The organism is Candidatus Dormiibacterota bacterium, from assembly GCA_035532035.1.
Lineage (GTDB): Bacteria > Vulcanimicrobiota > Vulcanimicrobiia > Vulcanimicrobiales > Vulcanimicrobiaceae > Tyrphobacter.
In genome coordinates this window covers 153,793-166,221 of sequence record DATKRS010000029.1, presented here as the reverse complement: position 1 = coordinate 166,221, position 12,429 = coordinate 153,793, and the positions used below count along the sequence as shown (strand labels likewise).

Here is a 12,429-nt window from a genome sequence, read left to right as displayed (position 1 = left end):
CACGGTCCTCGGCCGCGATGGACCGAGGGTCGAGGAGAGGCGGCCGGTGCGGGCCCGTGCGGACTGCAGGCACACAGCCAACAAGCGGCTCCGCAGAGCAAAGCGATCGTACGGCGCACGCTAGGGCACGTCCCGTTCCATCAGGCCGTCGCGCGCCGCTGCCAAAGCAAACGCCATCGTCGGCAACCATAATCCGAAGATCACCACACTCACGGTATCGATCAGCCCTTGCACGAGCGTCCCCGCGAGTCCCGCCGCGCAGGCAAGCGCGATGACGGCGTGTCGAGGCTCGGCCGACTCGATGCGGCGGCGCAGCTCGGCGACGAAGCGCCACCACGTCCAGAGGGCCGCCGCGAACCCGACGATGCCGATCTCGGCGAGAAGCGTGAGGTAGACGCTGTGCGCGTGAAACGCGATCGCATCTCCGTCAGGAGTGCGCACGAGCGCGTAGAGATGCGAGAACTCAAACGGCCCCACGCCCGTCAACGGAAAGCGATCGATCACCTGGAACGCGGCCTGCCAAATCGAGATGCGCGTATAGTTCTCGCTGGGATTGTGCGCGACGTTGAAGAGCAAGAGCACCGCACCAAGGCCGGCAATGACGATTGCCGCCGCCGCAAGCACCCCCGTTCCCCACGCGCGCCGACGCATCGCAACGAAGAACGCGATCGCAGCAGCGAGCCCCATCCATCCCGCACGCGAGAACGTCAGCGCGAACGCAATCGCTCCGCAGAGCAGCGTGCAGAGCGACGCGAGACGGAGTGCCCGGCTGCGCGTCGTTACGGCGACGCCGTACGCAATGGGCAGCAACACGACGAGATAACCCGCAAGCTCCCCGGGTAGGACGAAGGTTCCGATCGCTCGTCCGTGCCCGATGACGTACTGCGCAACGGGGCGTCGAATCGCAACCATTATTATGGCGGCAATCGACGCTGCAAAGCACGTTGCCATCATCGACCAGACGACGGCGCGCGCCACGCCGGGCGCGCGGTAATACCGAAGCGTCGAGAGATGCCAGACGACGCCGAGTCCGAAGATCGCGATGAAGATTGCGCCGCCGCGCGGGTCGAAGCCGAGAATCGCCGCGAGCACCGCAGCGCCAAGCCACGCGAGCAGCGGCACTAGCGTCGGCGGCGCTTCGCGCGGCGGCATCCACAGCCGCACGAGGAAGATAACGCCGAGCAGGCCCAGCAGTGCGAGCAGCGCTGCGGCAGCCGGGACCGGAACGAGCGAGATCCCGGGCGGCTGGACGTACGTCAGCATGATGAACGCGGGGAAGAGCGGTACGGCCGCGTTGACGAGCGCAAACGAAGCGGCGGTAAAGACGCGCATTCTACGCCGCCTCGCGTGCGAGCGCAACGATGCGCTCTGCGATGCGACGAGCGCCGCCCGCCGGCCCCATACGCTCGCGTCCGAGTTCCCCGAGCCGGGCTCGGCGCTGCGGGTCGTCGAGCATGTCGCGTAACTCCCGGGCCGCCGAGTCGAGATCGCCGGAGATCATCACCAATGCATCGCCGAGCAGTTGCGTCTGCCGGCGGCGGTACCATCCGTGTTCGCGGTCCGTACCGCGTGAGACAGCGAGCACGGGCAACCCGGCAGCGACCGCAGCTTCATTCGCCGTTCCCGCCTGCCCGAGCACGACGGTGCTGCCGTTCAGCAATGCGCCGACGTCGCCGCACCACGCGCGCGCCAGAACGCGGCCACCGTTCAGGACGTCGAATGGGACGCCGGGCATCAGCGCCGGCCGCACGGCGTAGGTTGGCGTCAGCGCCGAGACCATGTGCGCCGCGTCGACGTTCGGCGCGAGGGAGAGGACCGCCCCGATTCCCGGGCGTTCGCGTGCGACCGCTGCGACCACGTCCATGAGAAAGGACGCATTGTCGTACGCTTCTGCTCGGCTTCCGGGCAGAAGCGCGACGACGACGTCGAAGCCCTCGATCGCCGGCGCGAGCGTGGGGCCCTCCGCGGGCGCCGCGAAGAGATCGACGATCACGTTTCCCGGCGCCTCTGCGGCAACACCGTGCCGGCGAAGGTCGTCGGCCGTCGCTTCGTCTCGCACGAAGACCTCATCCGCATGTCGCAAGACGCGGCGCTCTCCGAAGCCGTAGCGCGCAGTGAGCACGCTCTTGGCCGTCCCGACGAAGACGGTACGCGACCTGGCGCGCAGCGCCATCCACAATGCGTACGCGTCGCCCGTCGCAATGACGGCATCGTACCGTCCGTGCGACGCACGCAACCAGCGCCATTGCTCCAGCGTCAGTCCGAGAAGTCCGGCGCGAAGATCGCGCAGGATGTTCGGAAGATTGAACATGGCAATCAGACCGCCGCTGGGCATTCGCCGTCGCGGGCCGACGTCGCGCGCATGACGCGCCGGGATGTCTCCGACGAGCGCGAGATGATCGATCTCGATCGCCTCGCCGAGGCCGCGCAGCTCCGCGGCGATGCGATCCGCAATCGCGATCTCCCCATGACCGTTGCTCACGAATAGCAATCGCATGCCTCGCTACGGCGCACCCAAGAGCGGCAGTAGATCGAACCGTGCAACGCGATGCCGCCGGCTCGCGGCGTCGTATTCGAGCTCGGTTCGAGACACGTATCGCCCGTACGGCCCGGCATGAACGATCGGTACGTCGCCGACGTACTCCGGCTCGAAGAGCGTATCGTGACTGTGACCACCCAGAATGAGATCGATGCGCGGGACCGCGGCCGCAAGCGCGCGATCGAGACGGAGGCCGACGTGGGAGAGGACGATAAGTGCTTCATCCTCGGGAACCCTCGCCGCGTACGGCGCAATCGCGTCCGCCGGCAGCAGGAAGCGCCAGCCGAAGACGCGCTCCCAGGGGCTTGCGACCGGATACTGCATGATCAGCAAGCCCAAAACGTGCACGCGAGGCCCGGCGTCGCCTCCTAGCACGAGCGACGGCACGAACGGCAGCGCGCGTCCCTTCGTGTCGCGCAGATTCGTGCATACGAGCGGGTGGCGCATCGCGCGCGCGCGAGCGCGCAAGAGCGGATAGAAATAATGGAACTCTCGATTCCCGATTGCTTGCGCGTCGTATCCGGCACGGTCGATCTCCGCAAGGATCGGCTCGCGCCGGTGGTAGACAGTTTGGCTGCCGCGCAGCGAGTCGCCGCAATCGAAGAGATATCCCGGGCGCTCGGCGCGCAGACGCTCCAACTGCGGCGCAAAACCCCGGCGATCGTGCAGATCGGAGGTGTGATAGATACGGGTCATGGCGCCTCGCTGCCCGCGGCGAGACCGACGGCGAGCTCCGCGCAGCGTTGTAACGCATCGCCGGCTCCGAGCGCGGTTCGCACGCGCGCGAGCCTTTCACGCGCCACCTGTGGAGCAGCCAGCAGTCGATCCATCGCGCGCGCAAGCGCCTCAGGAGTCGCGTCGTCCTGCAGGTACTCCGGCACGATCTCTTCGCCGGCAACCAGATTCGGAAGCGTGATGAAGCGCCCGCCGTGGATGCGGCGCTGGATGCGCCGTCCGTACCAGACGACCGCGCGCGACACGACGTAGAGTGCGATCGTAGGAACGCCGAGCAAAACGCTCTCGAGCACTGCGGTTCCCGAAGCGCACCACGCCGCGTCTGCGTCGCTTAGCGCCGCGCGGACCCCCAGCTCGACGCTTGCATTGCGTACGCCGGCGCGTTCGAGCTCGCCGGCCAACTCTTGCGTTGCGCGCGCGTCGGACGCGGCAACCGTGGCGCGGACATTGGGACGCAGCCGGCGCAGCTCCTCGAGGGCGCGTACGAGCACGGGAACGTGATGACGCAGCTCGCCTTTGCGGCTTCCCGGCAACAACGCGACGACGCCGCCGTCGCGCGGCGGCACGGCACGCGGTTCGTGCTCCCGATACTCGCCGAGCAACGGATGGCCGAAGTAGCGGATCGGTAGCCCGAGGCCGCGATAGAACGCCTCTTGGTGTGCGAACGCCGTAACGGGCACGGTCCAGCGGCTCACCGTGCGCGCGGTGCGTTCGCTGTCGAGCCAGGCGGCAGGTGGAAAGAGGTAGAGGATCGGGCCGGCGTAGTGCAGGCGCTCGCGCAGCGTTTGCGCCAAGCGAACGTTGAATACGCCGAAATCGACGAGGACGACGAGATCCGGCTTCGTGCGCGCGACGTGCAGCGCTGCGAGCCACATCTGCAGTAAGAGCTTGGGAATGCGAGGAATGGCCGCAAGCGGTCCCATGGCTGCCCAGCCCGTATGATCGCGCCAGAGGACGATTCCCTCGTCGCGCATGCGCGGCGATCCGATGCCTTCGAATCGTGCGCGCGAGTCGCGAGTACGGATTTGCCGCACGAGCAGCACGGCGCTCAGCTCGCCGGACGGCTCACCCGTAGAGAGAAAGTACGTCACTGGTCCTCGGAGGAGTCGCGATGAACCCCTATTTTAGAATCCCGCGCTGAGAGGGCGCTTCGAGAAACGCGATGATCTCCTGGCCACGGTCGGTCTCCACGGAGTCTTTCATGGCCTCGATCGCCCGAGAGACGTTCATCTTCGGATCGTAGAGCAGTTTGTAGAAGCGCTTGATCTCGTTACGTTCGTCGGGCGAGAACCCGGCGCGGCGAAGGCCCACGCTGTTGAGGCCGTAGGGCTTCGCCGGGTTTCCCTCGACGAGAAAAAACGGCGGCAAGTCCTTGTTGATCTTGCTCATCCCACCGACCATCGCGTAGCGTCCGACGCGCGTGAACTGATGCACGCCGGCCATGCCACCCAGGAGGGCGTAATCGCCGATCTCGACGTGCCCGGCAAGCTGCGCCAAATTGCTCATCGTCACGCCGCTGCCGATGACGCAGTTGTGCGCGATGTGCACGTACGCCAACAGCAGACAGTCGTCGCCAACCGAAGTTACCGCCTCCGCTCCGGTGGCTCGCTGAATCGACACGTATTCGCGTAAGACCGTGCGATCGCCGATCCTCGTGTACGCACGCTCGCCCGCGTATTTTCGATCCTGCGACGCGGCGCCGATGGTGGCGAAAGGGTAGATCGTGCAGTCCGCCCCGATTTGCGTCCAGCCGTTGACGACGACGTGGCCTTGGAGCATCGTCCGCGCACCGACGGCCACGTTTTCGCCCACCACGCAGTACGGCCCGATCTCGACGTCTGCCGCGAGCTGAGCGCTCGGGTGCACGATTGCCGTGGGGTGGATCATGCGTGCAGGATGGACGCGTCCGCGCCGACCATGCGATCGTTGGAGTTGATGGAGAACATCAACTCTGCGATACAGGCGATTTGATCGTCGACGCGTGCTTCCGCTTTGACCCAGCCGATGTTGCGTCTGTGGCGCAACATGCGAATCTCCATGTCCAGACGATCTCCGGGGATGACCGGCCGGCGAAACTTTGCGTTGTTGATGCCAACGAGGTAGGGGATCTTGCGCGAGAACTCGCCCCGGCGTAAGACGACCGCTCCGCCCATTTGCGCCATCGCTTCGATCTGGTACACGCCCGGAAAGAGCGGGTAATCGGGAAAATGCCCCATGAATACCGGCTCGTTGAACGTGATGTTCTTGTAGCCGCGTACGAACAGCATCGGCTCAAGCTCGGTGATGCGGTCGACGAGCAGCATCGGGTAGCGGTGCGGCAGAATTTCCATGATCCGCCGGATGTCCATCTCGCCCATGCGCCTACGCACTCCGCGCGGCAATCATGTCGCGTTCCCGCCGCCGGAGCTCCCGCATTGCGCGTACGTGCAACTCGTGCCCGGTCTTTACGGCAATGATGTCGCACTGCGGCCATCGGCCTAGGAGCGCGACGTCGCCGAGCAGGTCGAGCACCTTGTGACGCACCACTTCGTCCGGCCACCGCAGATTCTGCATTGGACCGTCGGGAGCAAAGACGAGTGCGTTGTTCAGCGAGCCGCCTTGCGCGAGCCCGCGAGCACGCAGCGCCTCGACCTCTCGCAGATATCCGAAGGTGCGGGCGGGAGCGATCTCGCGCCGGTACGCGAGCGGGTCGATCGTCGAATCGAAATACTCGACGCCGATGGGAGCTGGGAAATCCGCGACGAATCGCACGCGCAACCGTTCGCTCGGGAGGAGGATCAACGCTCGATCCTCATCGCGCATCTCGAACGGCTCGGTTACTGAGAACGTGCTGCGCGGTTGCGCTTGCTCTTCAATGCCCGCGTCCGCAAATGCATTCGAAAAGGCTTCGGCGCTTCCGTCGACGGCCGGTATCTCGCTGCCGTCGACGACGATCTCCGCGTTGGCAATACCCATGCCCAACACCGCGGAGAGCACGTGCTCGACGGTCGATACGCGCTGCGAGCCCAATCCGAGTACCGTGGCGCGCGCCGTATCGACGACGTACTCGGCGACCGCCGGAATGCGCACGCCGTTGCATACGAACTGCACCCCGAAGTCGGGAGGCGCCGGAAGAACCGCGATGCGCGCCGCGGTTCCCGTATGCAATCCGACGCCGTCGAAATGCACGGCGCCGGCAAGCGTTGCTTGGTTCACCTCCGGTCAATCCTTCGAGCGCGCGCGCTCTCGCTCAAGCGCCTCCACACGAGCAACGAGCTTTGGCAGCCTTCGGAGCATGACCTCCGTCTTGAGGTGCTCGCGATGATCTCGTCCCGGCATGCCCGAGAGGACGACCCCGTCCGGAACGTCGCCCCACACGCCCGTCTGCCCGGCGATCGTGACCCCGGAGCCGACGGTGATGTGCCCTTTGAAACCGGATTGACCGCCGACTTTGACATTGTCGCCGATGACGGTGGATCCCGCGAGGCCCGTTAATGCGGCGAAGACGCAGTGCCGCCCGATGCGGCAGTTGTGCCCGATCTGGACGAGATTGTCGATCTTCGTGCCGGCGCCGATGCGCGTGCTTCCGGTCTGGGCTCGATCGACGCACGCGTTCGCGCCGATCTCCACGTCGTCTTCGAGCACGACGTCCCCCGTCTGCGGTATGCGCTCCAAGCGTTCGCCCACGAATGCCCAGCCGAAGCCTTCGCTGCCGACGACGGATCCCGCGTGGAGCACGGCGCGTTTGCCGACGATGCATCGCTCCATCAAGCGCGCGTGCGGATGCAGCCACGTCTCGTCACCGACGACAGCGGCCGCTCCGACGTACGCCCCGACATCGACGATGCAGTGCTCGCCGAGTACCGCATCCGGTCCCACGTAGGCGTGCGCACCGACGTAGCACGCGGCGCCGACCCGCGCGCTTGCCTCGACGACGGCAGTCGGATGGCAAAACGGTCCTTTCGGCCGCGCCGGACGCAGCGCCTCGAGCAACGCCGCCAGCGCCGCTCGAACGTTGTCGACGACGATCAGCGGCTTCGCCGGCGGCGCATGGGCGGCGAGCGCATCGTCGACCAAGACCGCCGCGGCCGCGCTTTTCAGCGCCGCCGCAAAATAGCGTTCGTCGGTTGCAAACGTCAGCGCGTCGCTGCCGGCTTCATCGACGGCCGCGATGCGCTCGATCTCGGTGCGCTCGTCGCCGACGACGCGGCCGCCGACGCGACGCGCGAGCTCGCCGACGCTCCCCAGCATCAGCGGCCCCTTGCGCTAGGTCGGCGAAGGCGCGGGCGTCGCGCGCTCCGTGATGTTGAGGATCTTTTCGACGTCCGGCGTAATGTCGATGCCGCCGTAGCCGACGCCCTGACGCGTCAACACGAGCTTGAGCCCCCGCTGGCGCGCGACCTGAGCGGCAGCGTTCTGCACTTCCGCGGTCAGTTGATCGGTGATGTGTGCGTATCGCGACTGAAGCTGCTGTGCTTCGCTTTGCTTCTGCGCATTGCTCGCGTGACTCTGTGCGATCGTTTGCTCCTGCAGCATGAGCTGCGCCTGGTAGCCTTGGTACTGCGACCAGTTCGCGACGATGCGTTGCACATCGACGAGCCCGACGGGGCTCGAAGGCGCGCATCCCGAGAGCGCGGCGGTACTAAGAACGATGAAGAGTAGTGCGTGTTTCACTCGTGCTCGCTTTCGATGTCATGGATGAGTTCGTTGGTCATATCATAGCCTCCCGGAGCGGCCGTCACGTTGGAGAAGACGACGCGGAAGCCTTTCTCTTTGGCCAGCCGTTGCGCCTCACGCTCGACCTGGCCGACGATCTGATCGTACAGCGCCTGCCGGCGCTGCTGGAGCACCGCGACCTCTTGTGCGGTCGCTCCCGATGCCGCGGCGTCGGCGCCGTGGAGCGCCGCGTACTGCGCTTCGAGCGCGTACGCGTTCTGCGCGTATTCGGAGAGCACGCCCTGGATGTCAGTTTGATATTGCTGTTGGAACTGCTGCGCGATGCGTCGGATCTGCGCTTGCGTCGCCGGAGTCAGATGCGGCACGCTCGCCGGACCGGCGAGACCACGCAACTGCGCGCCAACGATGCTGCGGCGCGCGACCAGCTTCGCTTGCGTCTCCGTACGGATGCTCGAGACCTGCGCCTGCATCTGCTGATTCGTCTGCGCCATGACCGTTGCGCGATACGCGGTGAACTCGCGGCGGTCCGCCGCGCGCTGAGCCGACAGCACGTCGTTCTCGCGGCGGGTCATGGCTGCGAGCTGCGCCTGCAGCTGCCGGCGCGTCGCGTTGTCGAGCGCCAGCATCGAGAGCTTCGTCTGGATCGAAAGGCGCTTCGCCGCATCCTGCTGCGAGAGCTGCAGTGAGAGGTTCGTCTCGCGCTGCTGCTCCTGCATCGCCTTCGCCTGCAGCTTTTCATTGGCTTGCTGTTGGAGCTGACGCACGATCCCTCGCGCGGCATCATTGCTCTGCGAGACGACGCTCTGCTGGAACGCGGCATAATCGCGACCCGCTTGCTGCACGGCGGCGCCCTGCTGCTGGAGTGAGACGTGTCCCATCGTAGCGGCGACGTTCGATGCGTTGCGAACGCCAGCCGCGGACAGCGCGGCGGCGACCGCGGCCTGTTCGCGCGCGGCATATTCGCGCTGCTTGGTCGTCACGATTTGCTGCGTGCGCGCCCTCGCTGCGGCGACCTCGGTGCGAATGCGCGCGTCTTCCCGCGCGATCTCCGCGGCGCTGTGGGGTACGCGCGGTCCGGCGCCCGCGAGGTCGACCATCGCGATGGCATCGTCGATGTGGGACAGCTGCGGATACATGGGATCGTGCCGCACGACGTCGTCGACGCGCACGTACGCGATGCCACGGATCTGCGGCGAGTTCACGTCGAACCTGCTGCACCCCGAGAGCGTCGGTCCCAGGGAGCAGAGTGCGAGCATCGCCGCGACCTTACTTGTTGAGAGCATTCTGGACATCGGTCGTGATGTCCGTACCGCCGAACAGGATGTCCGCGTGGTCGATGATGAGCAGAAGTCCCTTCCGCTGAGCGATCTGCGCCGTCACCGCTTGTGCGTGGTCGACGACCGGCTTGAGCACCTGATTCTGCTCGTCGCTCATCGCCGTGTTGTACGCGGCCGCAATTTGCTGCTGCTTGGCCGTGTCCGAGCCCGCGCGCGCGAACTGTTGCCCGTAGATCTGCCGTTCGCGCTCGGCGTACGCCGCCATCTGCTGGCTTGCGGCTTTCACCTGCGGCGAGTTCGCCAGGGCGGTCTGGTCGACGTAGCCCACCTCGGAGGGCGGCGGCGCGGTGCCTAGCGGAAGAATCGACTGCGAGCCTTGCAGCAAGCGCACCACGTCGCGCGTGATGTCCTGGCCGCCATAGATGATGATGCGCTTGTCGACGACGACGGAGAGGCTTCTCGTCGACGCGACCGATGCAATCGCCAGCTGCGCCCGCATGAACGACGGGCCGGCAAGCGAACGCTGTTCGGCATTGAATCGCTGGCTGAACTGCGCGCCGACCTGCTGGCGTTGCTGGCTGGTGCGTGCGTTGCGGATCGCGGCCGCGTACTGCCGATCGAGCTGCGCTTTGTACGCTGCGAGCTGGCGGCTCACGTTCACGTACGCGGGGAGCGCGGCAATCGCCGACTGGTCGATGTAGCCGACATCCGTCAAGTCGCGACCCGTTGCCGCCGGAGCGGCCGCGGTCAGCAGCGCGACGCCGATGACGAGGAGCGGAAATACGTGTTTCTTCATATCGTCTCTTTTTGGGATTTCCTCAGTTTATGAGTGCGTTGGGGTCCCGGTTTCGCTCGGGCCGAAGAGCCGAGCGACCGAAGTTTGCTACGATACATGAGGCCAGGCGCGACGACGGCATGAGCACAACCCCGGGACTCCTCAGAAGCTCTGGCCGATGCCGAAGCTCGTGTGAAACCCGTTATACCCGCGCGCGAAGTCGACGCGAACCGTATGCAAGCCCAACTGCGGCACGTCGAAGCGCAACCCGACGCCAACATCGCCGAAATACGTCCACTGCGACGGATATCCCGTGATGCGATTCGTGTAGGGATTGAGAATCGGTTGAGCTCCACGAATGCGGTAGTCGAGCTCGTCGCCGAACACGGCGATGGACAGCTGCCCGCTCGCCATCAGCGGCTCGCGAAGCTCGACCTGACCCAGCAGCGCGTCGGTACCGTAGAACACTTGGTTGTATCCGCGCATCTGCTGGTCGGAGAACACGAAGAGCGAGCTCGGCGGAATGACACCGGTCGAGGTGTCACCGAGGAAGTGCACGCCGATCGTCGCGCGCTGCAGGATCGGGAAGAAGCGGGAGACGTCCAGCGTCGTCTGCGTGAACGTAAAGCTCGATCCGATCGACGGCGCAGAGAACGTCTCGTTCAGTGAAAAGTTGGTGCCGCGACGAGGATTGTACGGATCGTCCGTCGTGACGATTCGTCCTCCCAGCGTCAGCATGTCGAGCCGGTACGGCAGCCCCGTGTTGACGTTGGCGATCGAGCTCGCCGCGATGCCGAAGGAGCCGTTGTTCGTCGTGAGGCTCGAGTTGAGCGGGTTGGGTGTCGGCCCGGCGAAGATGTTCGGCTGGTACGACTCGAAGTAGTACGGCGACGGCACCGTCGTGTTGTACTTGATGATCTCCGTCGTGAGGCCGCCCAAGAGCTGCGTGTAATCGCTCAGGCGCCGGCCGAGTTGCGCCGTGAACCCGTTCGAGTTCGACACGCTCGTCGCGTACGCGTTCGTGACCTGGGCCGAGTTCGTGCTCGAGTAGAGCGTCACGGGAACCGGCACCGGGGTGCCGCCGACCGAAGGCACGGGCTTGATCGTGTTCGCCCCGGTAATCTGATAGACGGGATAATAGTACGTCGTACCGCTCGAGAAGATGCTCCCGGTCAGGCTGTACCGCTGCGACCGCGGCGTGCTGCCGAGATAGGGAATCGACCCTTGGATCTGCGCGAGGTGCGTGCGCGCGCCGCCTTCGAACTGAATCGAGACGCCGTTGCCGGTTCCGTGCAGATTGTTATCCGAGAGGCCGAGCGTTCCGTAGAGCCCCTGGCCCGTCAGGCCGCCCGAGTAGCCGAATCCAACCGACGCCGAGGCCGTGCGCTGCTCGGTCACGTGCCACACGAGCGTTACGTTCTGCGGCTTCCTCGGATCGGGGCCAGGCCGGATGTCCGGTTCAACCTTCGAGAAGTACTGCGTTTGGTTGAGGCGTTCGTAGTCGGCTTTGATCGCGTCCGTGTTGACGACCATTCCCGGCACGACGCGCAGCTGGCGGCGGATGACCTGATCTTTGGTTCGCGTGTTGCCCGTGATCTGCACGACGGCGACGCGCATGACGTAGATGTCGTACTTCACGTCCGCCGTCCCGGTCTGCAGATTGATCGACGACGGATCGATCCCACCCTCGAAGTTGCCGAGCTCGAGATGGTACTTGTCCTCGTAGAGGTGCTTGAGGGCCTGGACGTCGTGGTCGCGCAACCCGTCGGAGTATTCGACCCCCGGCTTGACGCTCAGCACCGGAAGGGTGAGCGTCGGCGGAAGGAGCGGATCGCCGCCGATGATGACGCGACGGATGGTCAATCCTTCTTGGATCTGCAGCGTGAGCGCGCCCGTGGCGGGATCGAGATCGATGTTCTTGACGTGCGTCGGCACCTGACCGCCATAACCGATGCGCTCGTAGTAATTGTTGATCTTCAACACGTCGGAGCGAAACGTGTTCGTATTGAACACCTGCCCGACCGCAAGGTCCATGAGCGCGAGCAGGGTATCGCTCGGCACGTGCAGGTTTCCCGCGAAAACGATCTTCGTGATCACCGGGTTCTCGACGACCCGGTAGGTGATCGCGATGCCGCCCGGACGCTGGCGAATCAGCGGCGGCGCGATGGCCGCAAAATAGCCCAGCGCGTTGATGCGCTGTAAGTCGCCCTGCACCACGGCCGCGCTGAACGGCTGGCCGGGGTGCGTCTCGACGACGGCCATGATCGTAGCGGTCGGGACGTGGACGTTGCCCTCCACGTCGACGGCGACGATCTTCGGCACCGGGGCCGTTCGCGCCATCGAAGGCGCGAGCAGCACGATGGCAACGGCAACGGCAAGCGCGGCTCCCACCCACCGAAACGGTGTGCGATGAACGCGCCGAAAGTCACCATGCATGCAGTCGTTGT

General features: G+C 65.6%; 12 protein-coding genes. All 12 read right to left on the bottom strand.

The features are described from left to right. Nucleotides 1–120: 120 nt before the first annotated feature. Nucleotides 121–1,332, bottom strand: coding sequence for an O-antigen ligase family protein (locus VMV82_09285; GenBank protein ID HUY41744.1), 1,212 nt, complete (start codon nucleotides 1,330–1,332; stop codon nucleotides 121–123). A 1-nt stretch (nucleotide 1,333) separates the two neighbouring features. Further along, on the bottom strand, nucleotides 1,334–2,497 hold the full coding sequence (locus VMV82_09280; GenBank protein HUY41743.1) for a hypothetical protein: 1,164 nt from the start codon (nucleotides 2,495–2,497) through the stop codon (nucleotides 1,334–1,336). A gap of 6 nt (nucleotides 2,498–2,503) precedes the next feature. Further along, entirely contained in the window at nucleotides 2,504–3,235 is a 732-nt protein-coding gene (locus VMV82_09275) for a metallophosphoesterase (protein HUY41742.1), read from the bottom strand. Next, nucleotides 3,232–4,365: a hypothetical protein gene (locus VMV82_09270; protein HUY41741.1), complete on the bottom strand. Its 1,134-nt coding sequence runs from the start codon at nucleotides 4,363–4,365 to the stop codon at nucleotides 3,232–3,234. Before VMV82_09270 ends, VMV82_09275 begins: the two co-directional genes overlap by 4 nt. Nucleotides 4,366–4,393: 28 nt before the next feature. Continuing rightward, a complete protein-coding gene (lpxA, locus tag VMV82_09265; GenBank protein ID HUY41740.1) occupies nucleotides 4,394–5,161 on the bottom strand; it encodes an acyl-ACP--UDP-N-acetylglucosamine O-acyltransferase in 768 nt (255 codons plus the stop codon). Beyond that, nucleotides 5,158–5,631, bottom strand: coding sequence for a 3-hydroxyacyl-ACP dehydratase FabZ (gene fabZ / locus VMV82_09260; protein HUY41739.1), 474 nt, complete (start codon nucleotides 5,629–5,631; stop codon nucleotides 5,158–5,160). Before fabZ ends, lpxA begins: the two co-directional genes overlap by 4 nt. Nucleotides 5,632–5,635: 4 nt before the next feature. Next, complete coding sequence (lpxC, locus tag VMV82_09255) at nucleotides 5,636–6,469, bottom strand: UDP-3-O-acyl-N-acetylglucosamine deacetylase (protein HUY41738.1); 834 nt, start codon at nucleotides 6,467–6,469, stop codon at nucleotides 5,636–5,638. Between the two features lie 6 nt (nucleotides 6,470–6,475). Continuing rightward, nucleotides 6,476–7,504, bottom strand: a complete 1,029-nt coding sequence (gene lpxD / locus VMV82_09250) for a UDP-3-O-(3-hydroxymyristoyl)glucosamine N-acyltransferase (GenBank protein ID HUY41737.1) — start codon at nucleotides 7,502–7,504, stop codon at nucleotides 6,476–6,478. Nucleotides 7,505–7,519: 15 nt separating this feature from the next. Beyond that, nucleotides 7,520–7,927 (bottom strand): OmpH family outer membrane protein, encoded by a 408-nt coding sequence (locus VMV82_09245; protein HUY41736.1) that lies wholly within the window; start codon nucleotides 7,925–7,927, stop codon nucleotides 7,520–7,522. Then, complete coding sequence (locus VMV82_09240) at nucleotides 7,924–9,222, bottom strand: hypothetical protein (GenBank protein ID HUY41735.1); 1,299 nt, start codon at nucleotides 9,220–9,222, stop codon at nucleotides 7,924–7,926. The genes VMV82_09245 and VMV82_09240 overlap by 4 nt, the downstream gene beginning before the upstream one ends. Continuing rightward, the gene (locus tag VMV82_09235) at nucleotides 9,197–10,003 is read right to left on the bottom strand and encodes a hypothetical protein (GenBank protein ID HUY41734.1); all 807 of its coding nucleotides are present in this window, start codon (nucleotides 10,001–10,003) and stop codon (nucleotides 9,197–9,199) included. The genes VMV82_09240 and VMV82_09235 overlap by 26 nt, the downstream gene beginning before the upstream one ends. A gap of 141 nt (nucleotides 10,004–10,144) precedes the next feature. Beyond that, the gene (locus tag VMV82_09230; protein HUY41733.1) at nucleotides 10,145–12,418 is read right to left on the bottom strand and encodes a POTRA domain-containing protein; all 2,274 of its coding nucleotides are present in this window, start codon (nucleotides 12,416–12,418) and stop codon (nucleotides 10,145–10,147) included. Nucleotides 12,419–12,429: the final 11 nt, after the last annotated feature.